The organism is Hymenobacter profundi (genome assembly GCF_019334315.1).
GTDB lineage: Bacteria > Bacteroidota > Bacteroidia > Cytophagales > Hymenobacteraceae > Hymenobacter > Hymenobacter profundi.
Genome location: NZ_JAHWGL010000023.1, coordinates 21,638 through 42,364, shown reverse-complemented (window position 1 = coordinate 42,364; position 20,727 = coordinate 21,638). Strand labels below are relative to the sequence as shown.

Below are 20,727 nucleotides of genomic sequence, written 5' to 3'. Positions count from 1 at the left end.
GCGGGCAGTTTTCTAGCCCCTTTTCTTGTCATGACAGTTTCCTTTCTTCCCGGCCTGCTGAGCCTCGCCCTACTCGCCACCGATTGCAGCCGCACCGCCCCGCCCGCAACGGTCACTCCGCCTACCCCGCCGGCGCCTGCTAGCGCAGCCCCTGTGGCTCCCGCGTTGCAGGTAGGCGCGGCGCAGTTCAGCCGCTACCTGCCCCAGCTGAAAGGTAAACGCGTGGGTTTGGTGGTCAATCAAACTTCGCGCGTGGGCCAGGCCTACCTCGTAGATACGCTGCTGGCGCAGGGGGTAGGCGTGAAAACGATTTTCGCGCCCGAGCACGGTTTCCGGGGAGAGGCGGCCGACGGTGCCACCATCAAGGATGGCAAAGATGCCCGCAGCGGCCTGCCGGTGCGCAGCCTCTACGGCGCCACCAAAAAGCCTACCCCCGAGATGCTGCAAGACTTGGATGTGTTGATTTTCGACATCCAAGACGTGGGCACGCGCTTCTACACCTTCATCAGCACGCTGCACTATGTGATGGAAGCCGCCGCCGAGCAGGGTAAGGAAGTGGTAGTGCTGGACCGCCCCAACCCCAATGGCTGGTACGTGGATGGCCCCGTGCTGGACCCGGCGCTCAAGTCCTTCGTCGGCCTCGACCCGCTACCCATCGTGCACGGCCTCACGGTAGGCGAGCTGGCCCAGATGCTGAATGGCGAGAATTGGCTGGCTGGCGGCGTACAGTGCAAGCTTACGGTGGTGCCGGTGGCGGGCTACACCCACGCCACGCGCTACGAGCTACCGGTGCGTCCCTCCCCCAACCTACCCACCGCGCAGAGCGTAGCCCTCTACCCCTCGCTGTGTCTTTTTGAGGGCACCGATGTGAGCGTAGGCCGCGGCACCAACACGCCATTCGAGATTTTGGGTAGTCCCAAACAACCCGCCTCGCGACCCTTCACGTTTGTGCCTACCCCCAACCCTGGCTCCACCGATCCACCGCAAAAAGGTCAGACCTGCCGCGGTGTGAACCTGCACGATGCGAAGGTAGAAGGCTTCACGCTTCGCTACCTGCTTGATTTCTACCAGCAAAGCACCGCCAAAGACCAGTTTTTCAACAAAGGCTTCGAGCGGCTGGCTGGCACCAAGGAGCTGCGCCCGCAAATTATTGCTGGCAAAACCGAGGCAGAAATTCGCAAATCGTGGGAGCCGGGGCTAAGCCAGTACAAGCAACTGCGCAAAAAGTATTTGCTGTATCCTGAATCGTAGGGGCGCCTTGCAGGCGCCCGTCGTCCGCGCTGCATCATAGCCCCTTTCAAACCTTTTGTTCAACGATGGGTGCGTGCAACGCGCCCCTACCCTGTATGCTTCGAATTATTTTCATGGGCACGCCCGATTTTGCGGTGCCTACATTAGAAACACTGCTTACCTGGCCCGGCTGCGAAGTGGTAGCCGTGATAACGGCGCCCGACAAACCCGCCGGACGTGGCCGACAGCTCCAGGAGTCGGCCGTGAAGCAAGCGGCGGTGGCGCACGGCGTGCCGGTGCTACAACCCACCAACCTGAAGTCGCCGGCGTTTCAGGAGGAGCTGCGCAGCTACGCCGCCGATTTGCAGGTGGTCGTAGCGTTTCGGATGCTGCCCGAGGCCGTGTGGGCCATGCCTCGTTTGGGTTCTTTGAACATTCATGCTTCGCTCCTACCTCAGTACCGGGGCGCGGCGCCCATCAACTGGGCACTTATTGAGGGCGAAACCCAAACCGGCGTCACGTCCTTTTTCCTGCAACACGAAATTGACACCGGCGACCTGATTTTGCAGGATGTGGTCGACATTAAGCCCGAGGACGACTTCGGCTCGCTCTACGAAAAGCTGAAAGTAGCTGGGGCGGCGCTGGCCCTACGTACGGTGCAGGCCGTAGCAGCCGGCAACGTACCCACCACGCCCCAATCACACAGCCCTACCCTACGCACAGCTCCCAAAATCAGCAAGGAAACCGGCCGACTAGATTTCCAGCAGCCCGCGCTGGCGTTGGTGAACCGCATTCGCGGCCTGTCGCCCTTCCCCACAGCTTTCACGCAGTTGCCCGACGGACGCACGCTAAAAATCTTCCGCGCCCGCGTGGTGACGCCCGAGGAGGCCATCACGCCCCAACCCGCCGTACCCGGTTCCTGGGCCACCGATGGCCGCACCTACCTGCGCATTGCCACTACGGCTGGCATGCTCGACCTACTTGACGTGCAACTGGAGGGTAAAAAACGCATGCCCATACAGGACTTTCTGCGTGGGTTTAACAGTGAACTGTTGAAGTCGTGAAGTTCTGTCATCCTGAGCTTGCGAAGGATCTTCTCACGAAAGAACAGCAGGCGTAAGAATGACTCGTTCTGCGAGCATAAGGTCCTTCGCAAGCTTAGGATGACACGCGTATTTTGTTCACCACTTCACCACCTTACCTCATGATAGCCCTCATCGTAGCCGTAGCCGAAAACGGCGTTATCGGCCAAGAAAATACCTTACCCTGGCACCTGCCCAACGACCTCAAGCATTTCAAGCAACTCACTTCAGGTCACCCCATTGTAATGGGCCGTCGCACGTTTGAGTCGATCGGCAAGCCCTTGCCCAACCGGCAAAACATCGTGGTGACGCGGCAAACCGACTGGCAGCCCACAGGCTGCGAAATGGCCAATTCCGTACCCGCCGCAGTGGAGTTAGCCCAGACCTTCGACGAGGATATTTTTATCATTGGCGGAGCTGAAATCTACCGCCAAGCCCTACCCACCGCCGACACTATTTTCCTCACGGAGGTACACCAAACCGTGGAGGGCGACGCCCTTTTCCCCGACCTCAACCGCACCGAATGGCAGGAAGAAACCCGCGAGCGGCACGAGCCCGACCTCAAGCACGCCTTCCCCTACAGCTTTGTGACGTTGCGGAGGAGGTAGGGAGTGGCTGAATGAATAAAAGTAGCCTGTCATCCTGAGCGGAGCGAAGGACCTTATGCCAGTTGAACGATTATCGTACTAACGACTCGTTCTACCGTGAGAAGGTCCTTCGCAAGCTCAGGATGACAGGCTACTTTTATTCATTCAGTCACTCGCTACCGCAACAGCACGATTTTACCCCAGTCTTTCTTGAAGGCTTTGTCGCCGGCGGTGGTGCGGTGCTGGAAGTCTTTGTTGGGGTCGTCGAGTACCACGCGGTAGAGGTAGGTGCCGTTGGCAAGCCGGTCGCCGAACTCATCGGTGCCATCCCAGGAGTAGTCGGAGATGTTGTTGCCGATGCGCAACGGGCCCAGCTCGGCCATCATGATTTCTCGCACTACCCTGCCCGTTAAGCTCAGAATCTGAATCTTCATGTTGCGCGGCACCTGCGCCCCTGTCAGCGTGAAGACAAACTTGGCCTTGCTGGTCATGGGGTTAGGGTAGGGATACACGTTGGTGATGGTCGATTCGTTGATAACCTCGAACGTCACGCGGTATTCCTGGCTGCCTGCCGCGCTACCGGAGGCGTCGCGGCCTTGCGCGATGAGCGTGTATTTACCATCGGCTAGCGCTGTGCTGGGGCGGTACTCAATGCGCGCCAGTCCCTTCGCCGAATCGGCCAGAAAGGCCACCGCCGATGAGTTCATATTAATTTCCGTGGCATTGCTTTCACCCGGCTTCACCAGAAACAGGCTGAAGTTGCTAGCTTCCTTCACCGGCCGTAGCAGGTTGTTGTTTTGCAGCTGCACCGTTACCACCGGTGAGGGCGATACGATGTCACCATTCAAGATGTGCTGCCCATCAAAGGCCACATCGAGGGTAGGCGGCGTGCTGCTATTGTTCACGTTGAAGCTTGGCAGTACCAGCTGGTTGTTGAAGTAGTACTGCTCGGGCAGCAGGCGGGGGTTTACGTTCACGGAGCCCGTCACGACGCCGGTAGCCAGGTTCACTACGTTGGCTGTCACGTCAATCTTAGCAGTTTCTCCGGCTTTCAGTACGCCTCCTTTGTATTCTACCAGCGTAGTGCTGGTACGGTTGGCAGCATCCCGCAGAGTAACCTCCGCCTTCAGCGGTGTACCAAAATCCGTAGTAGAAATATTCTGGAAGTATACCGGGAAGCTAAGCGTGCCGCTGGTAGCCTGCTTGGTGAGTGTGGCGGCTGTGTAGGCATCCGTGGCAGCCAAATCAGGGCGTATCACGCCTTCGGGCACGCCCTGGTACGTCACCAACAACTGTTTGAGCTGCGGTGCAGTGTGGTTAAGGGTATCGCGCAGTATCACTTGCAGTTGCAGGTAGGGATAGCGCGCAGCAGATACATCGGCCAGCGAGTGGGCGCGGCTAGTGACATCAGGATTCAGTACGGTGGTAGCACCTGTAGCATCTACGCCTAGCAGACGCAATGTGTAGCTGTCGTTTTCCTGCGTGCGTACGGTATGAAACAGAGTGGTCCACTGCTGCGCCGGCCCGATGAGGGTAGAAGTTACTACCCCACTACCGCCATCGGCCTCCGCGAAGCTCCAACGGCCATTGGGCGCCGCCACGGTTACGCGCTGCTGCGTGTTGCGCTCAAATTGCCCGTAATGGCTCTGCGACCAACCACCCGTAGTACCCGGAATCACCCGGAACGAGCTGGTAGCCCAGGCATTACTTTCTTCAGACTGTGGCGTTTGCAGGCGCAGGCGCCAGTACCACACCACACTGTCGCGCCCGGCAATGGTAGGCACAGTAGCTGCCCAACTGGCCAGCTGCCGCCCCGAAACCGTGTTGTTGCGCTGTACCAAGGGGCTGTTGAAGGTAGGTACCGTATCCAACTCCATATCAAACAGCCGTGGCTCGGCACTCAGCAGATTGCTCTGCCCCACCAGCCGCACCGCTCCCGAGGGCACAACAGCAAACTCTGTAGGCGTGAGGGCCGTAACGCCGCCGCGCAGGAAGTTGTACTTCAGCTGTGCTTCGTTATTGGTCTCATCCAGCTCATCTATCAGGGTGTTGCAATCGAGCTTTACAACAAACGTATTTTCGCCAAATACATCGCCTGTATTCGGAATGTCTACCGTGTAGGTGTTGTCGCGCTGGGTAGAGGTGAAGGAGAAGCTATACGCGTCGTCTTTGCGGCCAGAGGTAGCGGGGTACTTGCGCGTCACGCAAACGTCCACTTTCTCGGCACCGCATAGACTCCCTAGGTTGCCCGCATTAATAACGAGCTTAAACGACTCTGCCGAAGCTAGCACGGGCTGCCCGTTGGCTGCTGCGGGGATGTGCAGACTGTCGTTGGTGATGACCAGATCGGGCTTGGCGGGTGAGAATAGCCGTAGGGCTGGGTCGCCCTGCCAGATGGTGCACATCAGGTTGGACGCCGTAGAGAGGCTGTACTGCGCAATGGGTTGTAAGCGGCGCGCCACCTCGTTCCACACCCGCGCCACGGGCTTACCATACCAGGCCGGGTCGTTTAGCAACAGCTTATACATCAGCGTTTGGCTTTCGTCCAAGTCGTTGGAGAAGCCAAAACCCGATTCGCACATGAAACCTACAAAGCCCTTATCGGGGGCAAAGACCCAATTCTCGCACAGCGTGGCGTAAGGCACATAGGTATTGCCCGCCGCGCAGCCATTCACAAACATCACTGGGTATTTCCCCTTATTGTTGTAATTTTTGGTAGCATCGTAGACGTTACCTATATCTAAGTCTAGGGTCATAGGAGAGCCGTGGCCGAAGTAGGTAATCAGCGACAATCCCTTATTTAACTCATTGGAAATATTGATACCTACTGGAAATGAGCCAACAGTACCGAGCTCTGAACGGCGGTAGGTTTTCACTACCTGCCCACCAAAGCAAGGAGCTTCAATCAGCTTCTTATACTTATCAATGTATTGATTAAACTCTATATAATTTGCTGCATTCTCTCCACCCGAAAGGTTGAGCGCATTTTTCCGCCAGGGTTCTAACCCCAAGGCTTCGTGCTCTTTCAGCTTGTTCAGATAATTAACTGTCTGCTGTGAGGTGGAGGCGGAAATGCGCCCGGTAACCATGCCTGCTGTGTAATTATTATTGGGCCAGTCGGCAGTAAAGAATATATCGGAGGCGCTCCGCGTACTAGTAGGCACCTGCTCCAACCCAGGTATATTGCGTGGGTAGTTTCCGCTGATACCTTCGCCTACATGGTAGCCCTTACCCAGCAACAACAGATATTTCTCACGACTCTTATCTGTAAGCATCCACAGAGCAAACTGCCTTAATGCCAGCGCCGACTTCTCGCCGTAGTGGAACTGGTCGTAGAGCTGTTGGCTGGTCACCATCAACACATCATATTTACCACCAGCAGCCGATGCCCGGTAATCAGCATAAGCTTGAGCAGGATTGGCAATGCCACCCGCTGGCAACATCTGCGTAGGGCTAGTGATGATAATATAATTTGCCATAGTAGGCTGCAATGCCAGAAAATTGACACGTCGAGCCGGCAGTGTAGGCAATAAAGGTCTTTCTGTATCAGCCAAAAGCAGGCGCCGAGTGTTGGTAGCGCCAGCGGATGGAAAGTAGAAACCGCGCTTTGCTCCTGTGGCAGCAGTGCCCGTGATACGCTGTACAGCATATGGGTCCGTTACGTCATAGCCATACACACTGGCGGGAATACTATCAAGCACGTAGTAAGCAGGCGTATTTAGCGTAGAGTCGCTTTGGAAGTAGCGGCTTGCCCGGTTGGCAATCCAGCGTGCTGTTTGAGGATATGTTACTTTAAAATAGGCAATGCGTACAAAGTCGCGTTGTCCTGCAGCCGTATTTGTAGGCTTAATCTGTACGCGAATAGTACCATCAGGCCGCACATCGGCGGGTTGTAAGGTGTAGGATACCTTACGGTTGGCATAGTTATCAAACCGTTCGGTACCTAACAGCCGCCGGGTACCAGAGGGCTGCTCAACAGCTACTTCAATAATATGATTCGCCTTAGAACTGCCAACCAGCTGTGTTTCTAAACGCGCTCCATTTGCAAAACTCTGACGCTGCTCCGTCCCTATCGGGAAAGTATAACCATTTGTATTCATCTGTCCAGAGAAAAATCCCTCTCCAGGCTCAGCCCATGGTTGAAACAGATAGGCTATTTCATCTACGTCGGCGTAATTATATCCGTGCACCTGCAACTCCGGGCGCAACCAATACGGCGCAGCCGTACCCGGAGCTGCGGCCGCCGGCTGGACCATACGCTTCGCCTGGGATGCGCTGGACCATGTCAGGAAATAGGCGGCCGTATCGGTATAAAGGCTGTAATAAGGCTGAGCTTGGTCTTGAGCCTGCTTATACATACCACGGTCTAGCTTGGCGTCGTTGCCCTGCCCAAAGAACTCAATATAGGTGCTGGCATCTTGCGTGGTGGCGTTGCCGCCCACGTAGATAGCCACTTGCTGACCGCGCCGCCACAGCTGAAACTGACTGGGATTTACCCCATTAATGCCAGCTTGCGCGAGGTAGGCATTGTCGAGACGGTAAAGGCCGTCGCGCACGGTTTGTATCTTGTAGTACTGCTGTCCGGGCACAATCCATTCGTTGCCGTAGGCCCCGGATTGGGCTAGCAGCTGCTGAGCGCCCAGCAGAAACACCAACACCAGTAACAAGCGTTGCCACAGCCCACGTACCTTCCAAACGTATGCGTGTTTCATAGAAACCAGATAATCTATCATGTAGCTAAAAGTCGAAGTCGCGTTTATTTGAAGCCGTAGCCCAGCGACACGATAACAGAGTTGGTCTGGGAAGCGCTGCCACCCGTGTTTTCCACGGCCAGGCGCGAGAGGGCCAGATCGAGGCGCAGGCCGCTGAGGGCCACCCCTACCCCCAGGCTAGGCTGGGCGTGCCAGTCTTCCTGCGTGGTACTTTTGAAGGACTTGATCTTCTGAAAATTTCCTACCCCACCGCGCAGGTACACCAGGTTGCTGTACCCAATTTCAATACCCGCGCGCGGGTCGATGCTCACAGCGCTGGATGAAATCAGGGTGTTGCGCTGGCCATCTGTGGTCATTTCCAGGTCTAGGGCGGGTAGGGCCGTGAACTCACCTGGCAGCTTAATCAGGCGGGCGGCGCCCAGGATGAAACGGGGCAGCGTTACCTCAGGGCCGCCCTTGGGCATGGCCTCGCCGGGTACCAGCGTCTGCCGAAACTTATCCGCGTTGATAGACCAAGCGTTGTAGGTAGTGGTAATGTCGCGGGCCATCAGGCCCAGTTGCCAGCCGGCGTGATTGTACTGCACGCCCGCGTCGATACCAAAGCCCCAAGCATTGGCATAATCGCCCACATTGCGGTAGATGATCTTGGCATTCGCCCCTACCGACAAGCCCTCCACGCTCCCGATCTTGCGGGCGTAGGACAGCAGCATGGCGTAATCGGCAATGGAGAAGTAGGTAATGCGGCCGTAGTCAATCTGGCCGTACTCGTTCACCAGATTGCGCGTGTCGGCAATATCGTCTACCCCCAGCCGCACGAGGCTGGCGCCGATGGCGCTCTGCTCGTCGAGGGGCATGGAGAAAGCTGCGTAGTCGTTTTTGATGATGCCCGAGAACAGCTCGGAGTGCATGAGCACGGCGTCGTACTTATTTTTTTGCTGCGTGAGGCCGGCCGGATTCCAGTAGCCAGCGGTGGCATCGGAGGCTAGAGCCACCTGCACATTGCCCATACCCAGCGCCCGGCCACCCACGCCAAGATTCAGAAATTCGTTGCTGTATTTTGGCGTTGTGCTCTGAGCCTTAACAGTTTGCCCCAAGGCTAACCCAGACAATAACAACCCGAGAGTAGCGAAACGGGAGAAGTGCATCATAGTATCCTACTAGGGTAAAATGGCAAGCCGTGACCACGACCGAAACGCAAGTTACTTCATTCTTATGCGCTTTCGACAAAAACGACCAGCTGGCGTTTAGCACAAATCGGGCCGATGCATAGTGTTGTGCTTTCTTAACTGATAGTCAGAGCGTTTGGCAATTAATACACTGGGTATAGCTTCTCATTTCCGAACAAAAAAATCTTCTGAAATGACAACCAAAAATATATTTACACAGTACCTTGTGTTACATAGTACCTTCTGTTACCTTTGTCTCATTCTTCACCGATATCTGTCCTCAGCCCATGAAAGTAGAGAACACCCAAGTGCAGATGCGGAAGGGCATTCTGGAATTCTGCATCCTGGAAATCATTGCCCGCGGCGAGGTGTATGCCTCCGACATGTTGGAGGAGCTCACGCAAGCCCGCATGATTGTGGTGGAGGGCACCCTCTACCCGCTGCTCACCCGCCTCAAGAATGCCGCCCTTCTGGATTATACCTGGAAGGAATCGACGAGCGGGCCGCCCCGCAAGTACTACACGCTCACGCTGGCCGGGCAGGAGTTTCTGCACCAGCTACGCCTGACCTGGGAGGAAGTAGAGGAGTCCATTCGGATTATCCGCTCTCACTCGCCTACCCCCTCCTCCGACGCGGCCTAGCCCGCCTCCCTCTCCCCACTCCCTTTCACTTGAACTAGTTGCAGCACTGAGATGAAAAAGAACATCAGCATCAACCTTCAGGGCATCATCTTCCACATCGAGGAAGATGGATACGAAGTCCTTGGCCGCTACCTGGCCGAGGTGAAAGCCCACTTCTCTGGCTACCGCGGACACGAGGAAATCGTGGCCGACATTGAGAGCCGCATTGCCGAGCTGTTTGTATCGCGGCTTTCGCCCAGCAAGCAGATTATTTCGCTGGAAGACGTGGAGCAGATGGTAGCGAAGATGGGCCGCGTACGCGATTTTCAGGCCGCCGATGAGGCCGAGGAAGACGAAGAAATTCTGGCCTCGGCCGTGGCCAGCGGCACCGCCGAAGGCTTCTACACCGGCACTACAGGCAGCAGCACAAACAGCGCCAGCGGCCGGGCCTACACCGGCAGCACAAAAAATGCCGCTGACCCTGGCAATACCACCGCCGCTACCGACGAACCCCGCCGCCTCTCCCGCGACATGGCCAACCGCAAGGTGGCTGGGGTAGCCGCCGGCCTGGGCCGCTACTTCACCGTCAACCCGCTGTGGTTCCGGCTGGCGTTTGTAGGGGTGTTGCTCGCTGGTCCTGTTCTCGACGATATCAGCTGGCTGGATGAGTTGGGCGAAAAACTATCGGCTTTCTCTGTAATTGCCTACATAGTGCTCTGGATTGCACTGCCCAAGCGCTACGATAATGTGCTGAGCGATGAAGACCCCAACTTCCGCAAGCTCTACCGCGACGTTGACAGCGGTAAAATCGGCGGCGTGTCGGCTGGTTTGGCGGCCTACTTCCGTACCGATGTTGTCTTGATTCGGGTGTTGTTGCTGGCAGGCCTTTTCGTGGGAGGATTCACGTTCATCCTCTACATCATTCTGTGGATTCTGGTACCGGAGGCCAAAACGGCCTCCGACCGTCTTCGGATGCGTGGCGATGCCGTGACGCTCTCTGCCTTAGACAGCAACCTGCGTGCTTCGGAAGAAGGTGCAGTTACGCCCGGTAGCCGTCCTATCGGTACGTTCATTGAAGGCGCCGGCCGCAATCTGCGTCCTGCTGTGGGCTTTGTGGGCACCTTAATTCGGGTAGTAGCTGGGGCACTGCTAGTAATAACTGGGTTTGGCTTTTTGCTGGCCTTCACCATTGCACTGGGCGTGGGTCTGGGCGTGTTGCCCGAGTCGCAAGGCTTCATCCATACCGGTCCATTTCCTCCCTACCTGTTCACCAATAGCGTGCCTTCGTGGGCGTTGCTGGCTTTCTATGCCGCCGGGGCCATTCCGGTGTTGGCCATGTTCCTGCTGGGCTTGGGGCTGATTTTGCGCCGGCCTGTTCTGAGCCGCATTGCAGGCCTTTCCCTACTAGGGCTGTGGTTACTGAGCGTGGTAGGGGCCAGCGCAGCCGGTGTGCGCATTAGCCGCGACTTCCAGATGGAAGGCGAGGTGACGCAGACCGAGCGTTTCCCTACCCTCACGGCCTCTACCATTTTGCTGGATAACCATACCACGCACAACGACGGCCATAAATGGGTGGATCTGAACCTGACAGAAGCCGACAGCGGGCAAGTGGTGGAACTGGTGAAGTACCTCTCGGCGCGCGGCGCTACGGAGCAGGAAGCCATTCGTACGGCCAGCACCTCTATCCGCTACACCGCTCGCGCCACCGACAACGCCACGCTGGTACTCGATGATTTCTTCACGTTTCAACCCGATGCCCGCTTCCGCGACCAGGACCTGGACGTGACGCTGCGCCTACCCCAAAACAAGCGCTACCGCCTGAGCAAAGAGTTTGCGAACCGTCTGGACAGCGAAAACTTCGTGAACAACGAAAAGCCTGAAAACGCGGACACACACACCTACGAACTCATTGGCACCCAACTGCACTGCCTTGAGTGTGCTGATTCTGATTTCACCAATGATGACGAGCAGGACACCGATGAGAATGACGGCATAGACGTGCGCGTCAACGAATCCGAAGGTGGTGTTCGTATCAATACTGATACCGATGAAAACGGCAATGTGAAAGTGAACATTGACATCCCGAAGGCAGATTTTCCAACCGATTTCAGTTCCTACGGCGACGGCCGCCGCACGTATTCCTTCACCGATTTCCACACCATTCAAGCCAACGGCGCCTACCGGGTATTGGTGCGCCAGGGTAGCGAGTTTAAGATAGAAGCAGCCGGCGAAGACCGCGACCTGCGCGATTTGCAGGTGTCAACCAGCGGCGACGAACTCTTGATTCGGCACCAACAGCGCGGGTTCTGGTCGAATTGGAAGGGCAACCGCAACCCCGTGCTGGTACGCGTGACAATGCCTACCCTAGATAAACTGGAGCTGAACGGTGCTTGCCAGGCCGATGTAGCCGGTTTCCGCGACGCACGCAATCTGAACGTGGAGCAAAACGGTGCCTGCGCCGCCACCCTCGACGTGAATGCAACGCGCCTGTCGCTGGACCTGAGCGGCGCTTGCCAAACCCACCTGCGCGGCCAAACCAACGACCTGGTCGTGGATGGCTCCGGCGCCTGTGAGATAGACGCCCTAGGCATGACCGCGCGCACTGCCGACTTTGACCTATCGGGGGCCAGCAACGCTAAAACCCGCGTGCAGGAACGCCTGAAAGTAGACCTCAGCGGCGCCAGCGAGGTGCAATATGCCGGCAACCCCAGCCGCATCTCCAAGGAAGTAAGCCGCGGCTCCTCCCTGGTTCCTATCCGCGAATAACTATCGCTCAGGCAACGCTTTGGCGGCTACCGCCATCTACCCTAGTACAATCCGTCAGTGGGTCGCTGGTTTGTGGTGAGTGAGCCCGTGACCCGAGAAAGTCCTTTCCCTACCCCGCTGCAACGGAAGGGCAAAGGGCTTTCTCTTTTTTGAATGGTGAAATAGTGAAGTTATGAATAGCAAGACTTCTGTCATCCTGAGCTTGCGAAGGACCTTCTCACGGTAGAACGACGGTCATAACAACGACTCGTTCCACTGGCAGAAGGTCCTTCGTCGCCGCTTGATGCGCGGAATGCTCAGGATGACAGACGTAATTTTTCACTCACCATCCCCTATTTCACCACTGCCAATCCTTTCTTCTCGCCAAGCTCCAGCAGCAGCGGAAAAGCTTCGTCATACTCGTTGCGTACGCGGCCGTCGAGGATGGCTTCCAGCACGGCTTCCTTCAGCTCGCCTACCTCGCGGCTTGGCTTCAGGCCGAAGGTTTCCATGATAATTTCGCCGGTGATGACGGGCTTGAAGTTACGCAAGTGGTCTTTCTCTTCTACCTCCTTCAGCTTTTCTTCTACTACATCGAAGTTGCGCAGGTAGCGCGCCACGCGCTGGTGGTCCTTACTAGTGATATCGGCGCGGCAGAGCTGCATGAGGCGGTCGATGTCGTCGCCGGCTTCGAACAGCAGGCGGCGCACGGCCGAGTCGGTCACGATTTCCTTTACCAGCGCAATGGGCCGCAGGTGCAGACGTACCAGTTTCTGCACCATGCGCATTTCTTCGCCTAGGGCCAGTTTCAGATCAGCAAAAATCTGCGGTACCCAACGGGCGCCTTTGTCCTCGTGGCCGTGGAAAGTCCAGCCTACGCGCTTATCGTAGCGCTTGGTAGCAGGTTTGGCGATGTCGTGCAGAATGGCGGCCCAGCGTAGCCACAGGTCGGCGCCGGTGGCCACCACATTGTCGAGCACCTGTAGGGTGTGGTAGAAGTTATCCTTGTGCGCATGTTGCCCTACCCTTTCCACGCCCTGCAATTGGGCCATCTTCGGAAAAATCAATTGCAGCAACCCACACTGAAACAATAGCTTAAAGCCATAGCTAGGCTTCTCGGCCAGGATAATCTTGTTCAGCTCGGTGGTGATGCGCTCCTGCGACACAATCTTGATGCGGTCCTTGTTGCGCGCAATGGCATCGTAGGTATCCGGCTCAATATCGAAATCGAGCTGGGTAGCAAACCGAATGGCGCGCAACATGCGCAGCGGGTCATCGGAGAACGTAATATCAGGGTCGAGGGGGGTACGGATGGTCTTGCGCTGGATGTCGCCCATACCATCGTAGCGGTCCACCAGCGCGCCAAAATCCGCCGGATTCAAACTGATGCCCAACGCGTTAATGGTGAAATCACGACGGGCCAGGTCTTCTTCCAGCGTGCCAGCTTCTACCTCCGGTTTGCGGCTCTCGGCACGGTAGCTTTCCTTGCGGGCGCCCACAAACTCCACCTCAATCTCGGGGGTAGGCAGCATGGCCGTACCGAAGTTCTTAAACACCGTGACGCGGGGCCGCCCGGGCAGCTTTCGGCCCACGGCCTGCGCCAGCCGGATGCCATCGCCCACGCACACCACGTCTACATCTTTGCTGGGCCGGGCCAACACCAAATCGCGCACGTAGCCCCCAATCACGTAGGCGGGGTAGTCCAACTCACCGGCGGCTTCGGCAATGGTATGAAACAGGGGAAGGTCGGGGAGCTGCGGCTTGTTCATGCCGCAAAGGTAGCAACGCCCCTAGAATGACGCATTTGCCGACACGCCAAACCAATGTGCTATCACAAAAAAAGCGCCCTCGGGATTTCCGAAGGCGCTTTTCGTAGGCAGTAGCCTACCAGGCAATTACTGCTTGGCAGGAGTCTCTTCTACCATCTTATCAGCCGGTACATCGCGCACTACAGCTGTATCGCCATTCTCGGGAGCCATTTCAGCGGCAGCCTTGTCGGTGCTATTTTCGATGGCATCGCCAGCGTTTTCAGTTGCATTAGCAGCATCGGTAGCAGCGCTTTCGGCGGTAGCCTCAGCGTTTTCCTGCGTTTTCTCCGAGCAAGAGGCCAGAGCGAAAGGAGCGAAAGCAGCCAGAACGAGCAGTGATTTGAAGGAGAATTTCATGGTCAAAAGTGAAAAGGTGAAGGAGTTGTTTAGACTTCATACCGCTACCCTGTCAAATGTAACCCGCTGTCGTGCTTACTTTTTTTATGCTCCGGTTAGCTACGTATCGTTTCCAACGTGCCATCCTCCTTTACTCGTACCACTCGCGAAGGAGCTACCCGCGTGTCGTCGTCCTGTCGCCAACTCACTACGTAGTCAACGGCACGGTCAATTTGCTTGTCTACTTCGCTGTAGATGGCCGGCGCCGGCTCCCCACTGCGGTTGGCCGAGGTCGACACCAGCCCGTGCCCCAGCCGGCGCACCAGCTTGTGGCAGAACTCATCGCGCGGAATGCGCAGGCCCACCGTGCCATCTGGCCCTACCAGCTGCGGCGCCACATATCGGCTGGCAGCTACTATATAGGTAGTGGGTCGCTCTTGGGCCGTCAGCAGCTCGGCCATATTATCGGGCACTACGGCGGCGTAGCGGGCAAACATGGCCTCATCGGCTACCAGTACAATGCTGGGTTTGCCCTCGGGCCTACCCTTCAGCTTGTAGAGCCGCTCCACGGCCTTTGTCGATTCGGCATCGCAGCCCAGGCCCCACACTGTATCGGTAGGGTAGAGAATGACTTGTTGCAGCAGCAGCGCGTCTACGGCCGCTTCCACTTCTTGTTGGAATAGATTCATGGGAATAGTAAAGTGGTGAGGTTGTGAAATTGTGAGTGGTGAAACCGGAACTGTCATCCTCTATCTGGCGTCCGCTTGCAGAGGACCTTCACACGCCAGCACGACAAGTGTAACAACGACTCGTTCAACTGGCAGAAAGTCTTTCGTCGCTGCTTGATGCGCCACATGCTCAGGATGACAGTTCCGGTTTCACCACTCACAATTTCACAACCTCACCACTTTACTATTCCCATGAATCTATTCCAACAAGAAGTGGAAGCGGCCGTAGACGCGCTGCTGCTGCAACAAGTCATTCTCTACCCTACCGATACAGTGTGGGGCCTGGGCTGCGATGCCGAATCGACAAAGGCCGTGGAGCGGCTCTACAAGCTGAAGGGTAGGCCCGAGGGCAAACCCAGCATTGTACTGGTAGCCGATGAGGCCATGTTTGCCCGCTACGCCGCCGTAGTGCCCGATAATATGGCCGAGCTGCTGACGGCCCAAGAGCGACCCACTACCTATATAGTAGCTGCCAGCCGATATGTGGCGCCGCAGCTGGTAGGGCCAGATGGCACGGTGGGCCTGCGCATTCCGCGCGATGAGTTCTGCCACAAGCTGGTGCGCCGGCTGGGGCACGGGCTGGTGTCGACCTCGGCCAACCGCAGTGGGGAGCCGGCGCCGGCCATCTACAGCGAAGTAGACAAGCAAATTGACCGTGCCGTTGACTACGTAGTGAGTTGGCGACAGGACGACGACACGCGGGTAGCTCCTTCGCGAGTGGTACGAGTAAAGGAGGATGGCACGTTGGAAACGATACGTAGCTAACCGGAGCATAAAAAAAGTAAGCACGACAGCGGGTTACATTTGACAGGGTAGCGGTATGAAGTCTAAACAACTCCTTCACCTTTTCACTTTTGACCATGAAATTCTCCTTCAAATCACTGCTCGTTCTGGCTGCTTTCGCTCCTTTCGCTCTGGCCTCTTGCTCGGAGAAAACGCAGGAAAACGCTGAGGCTACCGCCGAAAGCGCTGCTACCGATGCTGCTAATGCAACTGAAAACGCTGGCGATGCCATCGAAAATAGCACCGACAAGGCTGCCGCTGAAATGGCTCCCGAGAATGGCGATACAGCTGTAGTGCGCGATGTACCGGCTGATAAGATGGTAGAAGAGACTCCTGCCAAGCAGTAATTGCCTGGTAGGCTACTGCCTACGAAAAGCGCCTTCGGAAATCCCGAGGGCGCTTTTTTTGTGATAGCACATTGGTTTGGCGTGTCGGCAAATGCGTCATTCTAGGGGCGTTGCTACCTTTGCGGCATGAACAAGCCGCAGCTCCCCGACCTTCCCCTGTTTCATACCATTGCCGAAGCCGCCGGTGAGTTGGACTACCCCGCCTACGTGATTGGGGGCTACGTGCGCGATTTGGTGTTGGCCCGGCCCAGCAAAGATGTAGACGTGGTGTGCGTGGGCGATGGCATCCGGCTGGCGCAGGCCGTGGGCCGAAAGCTGCCCGGGCGGCCCCGCGTCACGGTGTTTAAGAACTTCGGTACGGCCATGCTGCCTACCCCCGAGATTGAGGTGGAGTTTGTGGGCGCCCGCAAGGAAAGCTACCGTGCCGAGAGCCGCAAACCGGAGGTAGAAGCTGGCACGCTGGAAGAAGACCTGGCCCGTCGTGATTTCACCATTAACGCGTTGGGCATCAGTTTGAATCCGGCGGATTTTGGCGCGCTGGTGGACCGCTACGATGGTATGGGCGACATCCAGCGCAAGACCATCCGTACCCCCCTCGACCCTGATATTACGTTCTCCGATGACCCGCTGCGCATGTTGCGCGCCATTCGGTTTGCTACCCAGCTCGATTTCGATATTGAGCCGGATACCTACGATGCCATTGCGCGCAACAAGGACCGCATCAAGATTGTGTCGCAGGAGCGCATCACCACCGAGCTGAACAAGATTATCCTGGCCGAGAAGCCTAGCTATGGCTTTAAGCTATTGTTTCAGTGTGGGTTGCTGCAATTGATTTTTCCGAAGATGGCCCAATTGCAGGGCGTGGAAAGGGTAGGGCAACATGCGCACAAGGATAACTTCTACCACACCCTACAGGTGCTCGACAATGTGGTGGCCACCGGCGCCGACCTGTGGCTACGCTGGGCCGCCATTCTGCACGACATCGCCAAACCTGCTACCAAGCGCTACGATAAGCGCGTAGGCTGGACTTTCCACGGCCACGAGGACAAAGGCGCCCGTTGGGTACCGCAGATTTTTGCTGATCTGAAACTGGCCCTAGGCGAAGAAATGCGCATGGTGCAGAAACTGGTACGTCTGCACCTGCGGCCCATTGCGCTGGTAAAGGAAATCGTGACCGACTCGGCCGTGCGCCGCCTGCTGTTCGAAGCCGGCGACGACATCGACCGCCTCATGCAGCTCTGCCGCGCCGATATCACTAGTAAGGACCACCAGCGCGTGGCGCGCTACCTGCGCAACTTCGATGTAGTAGAAGAAAAGCTGAAGGAGGTAGAAGAGAAAGACCACTTGCGTAACTTCAAGCCCGTCATCACCGGCGAAATTATCATGGAAACCTTCGGCCTGAAGCCAAGCCGCGAGGTAGGCGAGCTGAAGGAAGCCGTGCTGGAAGCCATCCTCGACGGCCGCGTACGCAACGAGTATGACGAAGCTTTTCCGCTGCTGCTGGAGCTTGGCGAGAAGAAAGGATTGGCAGTGGTGAAATAGGGGATGGTGAGTGAAAAATTACGTCTGTCATCCTGAGCATTCCGCGCATCAAGCGGCGACGAAGGACCTTCTGCCAGTGGAACGAGTCGTTGTTATGACCGTCGTTCTACCGTGAGAAGGTCCTTCGCAAGCTCAGGATGACAGAAGTCTTGCTATTCATAACTTCACTATTTCACCATTCAAAAAAGAGAAAGCCCTTTGCCCTTCCGTTGCAGCGGGGTAGGGAAAGGACTTTCTCGGGTCACGGGCTCACTCACCACAAACCAGCGACCCACTGACGGATTGTACTAGGGTAGATGGCGGTAGCCGCCAAAGCGTTGCCTGAGCGATAGTTATTCGCGGATAGGAACCAGGGAGGAGCCGCGGCTTACTTCCTTGGAGATGCGGCTGGGGTTGCCGGCATATTGCACCTCGCTGGCGCCGCTGAGGTCTACTTTCAGGCGTTCCTGCACGCGGGTTTTAGCGTTGCTGGCCCCCGATAGGTCAAAGTCGGCAGTGCGCGCGGTCATGCCTAGGGCGTCTATCTCACAGGCGCCGGAGCCATCCACGACCAGGTCGTTGGTTTGGCCGCGCAGGTGGGTTTGGCAAGCGCCGCTCAGGTCCAGCGACAGGCGCGTTGCATTCACGTCGAGGGTGGCGGCGCAGGCACCGTTTTGCTCCACGTTCAGATTGCGTGCGTCGCGGAAACCGGCTACATCGGCCTGGCAAGCACCGTTCAGCTCCAGTTTATCTAGGGTAGGCATTGTCACGCGTACCAGCACGGGGTTGCGGTTGCCCTTCCAATTCGACCAGAACCCGCGCTGTTGGTGCCGAATCAAGAGTTCGTCGCCGCTGGTTGACACCTGCAAATCGCGCAGGTCGCGGTCTTCGCCGGCTGCTTCTATCTTAAACTCGCTACCCTGGCGCACCAATACCCGGTAGGCGCCGTTGGCTTGAATGGTGTGGAAATCGGTGAAGGAATACGTGCGGCGGCCGTCGCCGTAGGAACTGAAATCGGTTGGAAAATCTGCCTTCGGGATGTCAATGTTCACTTTCACATTGCCGTTTTCATCGGTATCAGTATTGATACGAACACCACCTTCGGATTCGTTGACGCGCACGTCTATGCCGTCATTCTCATCGGTGTCCTGCTCGTCATCATTGGTGAAATCAGAATCAGCACACTCAAGGCAGTGCAGTTGGGTGCCAATGAGTTCGTAGGTGTGTGTGTCCGCGTTTTCAGGCTTTTCGTTGTTCACGAAGTTTTCGCTGTCCAGACGGTTCGCAAACTCTTTGCTCAGGCGGTAGCGCTTGTTTTGGGGTAGGCGCAGCGTCACGTCCAGGTCCTGGTCGCGGAAGCGGGCATCGGGTTGAAACGTGAAGAAATCATCGAGTACCAGCGTGGCGTTGTCGGTGGCGCGAGCGGTGTAGCGGATAGAGGTGCTGGCCGTACGAATGGCTTCCTGCTCCGTAGCGCCGCGCGCCGAGAGGTACTTCACCAGTTCCACCACTTGCCCGCTGTCGGCTTCTGTCAGGTTCAGATCCACCCATTTATGGCCGTCGTTGTGCGTGGTATGGTTATCCAGCAAAATGGTAGAGGCCGTGAGGGTAGGGAAACGCTCGGTCTGCGTCACCTCGCCTTCCATCTGGAAGTCGCGGCTAATGCGCACACCGGCTGCGCTGGCCCCTACCACGCTCAGTAACCACAGCCCTAGTAGGGAAAGGCCTGCAATGCGGCTCAGAACAGGCCGGCGCAAAATCAGCCCCAAGCCCAGCAGGAACATGGCCAACACCGGAATGGCCCCGGCGGCATAGAAAGCCAGCAACGCCCACGAAGGCACGCTATTGGTGAACAGGTAGGGAGGAAATGGACCGGTATGGATGAAGCCTTGCGACTCGGGCAACACGCCCAGACCCACGCCCAGTGCAATGGTGAAGGCCAGCAAAAAGCCAAACCCAGTTATTACTAGCAGTGCCCCAGCTACTACCCGAATTAAGGTGCCCACAAAGCCCACAGCAGGACGCAGATTGCGGCCGGCGCCTTCAATGAACGTACCGATAGGACGGCTACCGGGCGTAACTGCACCTTCTTCCGAAGCACGCAGGTTGCTGTCTAAGGCAGAGAGCGTCACGGCATCGCCACGCATCCGAAGACGGTCGGAGGCCGTTTTGGCCTCCGGTACCAGAATCCACAGAATGATGTAGAGGATGAACGTGAATCCTCCCACGAAAAGGCCTGCCAGCAACAACACCCGAATCAAGACAACATCGGTACGGAAGTAGGCCGCCAAACCAGCCGACACGCCGCCGATTTTACCGCTGTCAACGTCGCGGTAGAGCTTGCGGAAGTTGGGGTCTTCATCGCTCAGCACATTATCGTAGCGCTTGGGCAGTGCAATCCAGAGCACTATGTAGGCAATTACAGAGAAAGCCGATAGTTTTTCGCCCAACTCATCCAGCCAGCTGATATCGTCGAGAACAGGACCAGCGAGCAACACCCCTACAAACGCCAGCCGGAACCACAGCGGGTTGACGGTGAAGTAGCGGCCCAGGCCGGCGGCTACCCCAGCCACCTTGCGGTTGGCCATGTCGCGGGAGAGGCGGCGGGGTTCGTCGGTAGCGGCGGTGGTATTGCCAGGGTCAGCGGCATTTTTTGTGCTGCCGGTGTAGGCCCGGCCGCTGGCGCTGTTTGTGCTGCTGCCTGTAGTGCCGGTGTAGAAGCCTTCGGCGGTGCCGCTGGCCACGGCCGAGGCCAGAATTTCTTCGTCTTCCTCGGCCTCATCGGCGGCCTGAAAATCGCGTACGCGGCCCATCTTCGCTACCATCTGCTCCACGTCTTCCAGCGAAATAATCTGCTTGCTGGGCGAAAGCCGCGATACAAACAGCTCGGCAATGCGGCTCTCAATGTCGGCCACGATTTCCTCGTGTCCGCGGTAGCCAGAGAAGTGGGCTTTCACCTCGGCCAGGTAGCGGCCAAGGACTTCGTATCCATCTTCCTCGATGTGGAAGATGATGCCCTGAAGGTTGATGCTGATGTTCTTTTTCATCTCAGTGCTGCAACT

General features: G+C 57.1%; 14 protein-coding genes. 8 read left to right on the top strand and 6 right to left on the bottom strand.

The genetic code is table 11. The features are described 5' to 3' along the window. Positions 1–30 precede the first annotated feature (30 nt). The 3 genes from KYK14_RS08205 to KYK14_RS08195 all read left to right on the top strand — a co-directional run bounded on the left by KYK14_RS08205 (position 31) and on the right by KYK14_RS08195 (position 2,920). A complete protein-coding gene (locus KYK14_RS08205) occupies positions 31–1,251 on the top strand; it encodes an exo-beta-N-acetylmuramidase NamZ family protein (protein WP_219158369.1) in 1,221 nt (406 codons plus the stop codon). 95 nt (positions 1,252–1,346) lie between these two features. Then, positions 1,347–2,294: a methionyl-tRNA formyltransferase gene (gene fmt, locus KYK14_RS08200; protein WP_219158371.1), complete on the top strand. Its 948-nt coding sequence runs from the start codon at positions 1,347–1,349 to the stop codon at positions 2,292–2,294. Between the two features lie 140 nt (positions 2,295–2,434). Then, entirely contained in the window at positions 2,435–2,920 is a 486-nt protein-coding gene (locus KYK14_RS08195; protein ID WP_219158374.1) for a dihydrofolate reductase, read from the top strand. A gap of 155 nt (positions 2,921–3,075) precedes the next feature. Here the strand turns inward: KYK14_RS08195 and porU2 are convergent, their stop codons facing one another. Next, on the bottom strand, positions 3,076–7,611 hold the full coding sequence (porU2, locus tag KYK14_RS08190; RefSeq protein WP_219158376.1) for a putative type IX secretion system sortase PorU2: 4,536 nt from the start codon (positions 7,609–7,611) through the stop codon (positions 3,076–3,078). Positions 7,612–7,655: 44 nt separating this feature from the next. Continuing rightward, on the bottom strand, positions 7,656–8,759 hold the full coding sequence (locus KYK14_RS08185) for a putative type IX sorting system protein PorV2 (RefSeq protein ID WP_208307088.1): 1,104 nt from the start codon (positions 8,757–8,759) through the stop codon (positions 7,656–7,658). A 305-nt stretch (positions 8,760–9,064) separates the two neighbouring features. Between KYK14_RS08185 and KYK14_RS08180 the strand changes: the two genes are divergently transcribed. Then, positions 9,065–9,418, top strand: a complete 354-nt coding sequence (locus KYK14_RS08180) for a PadR family transcriptional regulator (RefSeq protein WP_185280578.1) — start codon at positions 9,065–9,067, stop codon at positions 9,416–9,418. 51 nt (positions 9,419–9,469) lie between these two features. Then, a complete protein-coding gene (locus KYK14_RS08175) occupies positions 9,470–12,163 on the top strand; it encodes a GIN domain-containing protein (protein ID WP_219158378.1) in 2,694 nt (897 codons plus the stop codon). A gap of 332 nt (positions 12,164–12,495) precedes the next feature. Here KYK14_RS08175 and KYK14_RS08170 read toward each other — a convergent pair whose 3' ends face one another. The 3 genes from KYK14_RS08170 to KYK14_RS08160 form a co-directional block, all read right to left on the bottom strand. Next, positions 12,496–13,911 (bottom strand): CCA tRNA nucleotidyltransferase, encoded by a 1,416-nt coding sequence (locus KYK14_RS08170; RefSeq protein WP_219158380.1) that lies wholly within the window; start codon positions 13,909–13,911, stop codon positions 12,496–12,498. Positions 13,912–14,037: 126 nt separating this feature from the next. Further along, complete coding sequence (locus KYK14_RS08165) at positions 14,038–14,307, bottom strand: hypothetical protein (RefSeq protein ID WP_185280581.1); 270 nt, start codon at positions 14,305–14,307, stop codon at positions 14,038–14,040. A gap of 95 nt (positions 14,308–14,402) precedes the next feature. After that, positions 14,403–14,975, bottom strand: coding sequence for an L-threonylcarbamoyladenylate synthase (locus KYK14_RS08160; protein ID WP_219158382.1), 573 nt, complete (start codon positions 14,973–14,975; stop codon positions 14,403–14,405). Positions 14,976–15,206: 231 nt separating this feature from the next. Here KYK14_RS08160 and KYK14_RS08155 point away from each other — a divergent pair, with 231 nt between their 5' ends. The 3 genes from KYK14_RS08155 (at position 15,207) to KYK14_RS08145 (ending at position 17,686) form a co-directional block, all read left to right on the top strand. Beyond that, a complete protein-coding gene (locus KYK14_RS08155) occupies positions 15,207–15,779 on the top strand; it encodes an L-threonylcarbamoyladenylate synthase (protein WP_219158382.1) in 573 nt (190 codons plus the stop codon). Positions 15,780–15,874: 95 nt separating this feature from the next. Then, entirely contained in the window at positions 15,875–16,144 is a 270-nt protein-coding gene (locus KYK14_RS08150) for a hypothetical protein (RefSeq protein WP_185280581.1), read from the top strand. A 126-nt stretch (positions 16,145–16,270) separates the two neighbouring features. Beyond that, positions 16,271–17,686: a CCA tRNA nucleotidyltransferase gene (locus KYK14_RS08145; protein WP_219158380.1), complete on the top strand. Its 1,416-nt coding sequence runs from the start codon at positions 16,271–16,273 to the stop codon at positions 17,684–17,686. Between the two features lie 332 nt (positions 17,687–18,018). On the opposite strand, the gene KYK14_RS08140 is transcribed toward KYK14_RS08145, so the two are convergent. Further along, a complete protein-coding gene (locus KYK14_RS08140; protein ID WP_219158378.1) occupies positions 18,019–20,712 on the bottom strand; it encodes a GIN domain-containing protein in 2,694 nt (897 codons plus the stop codon). Positions 20,713–20,727 lie beyond the last annotated feature (15 nt).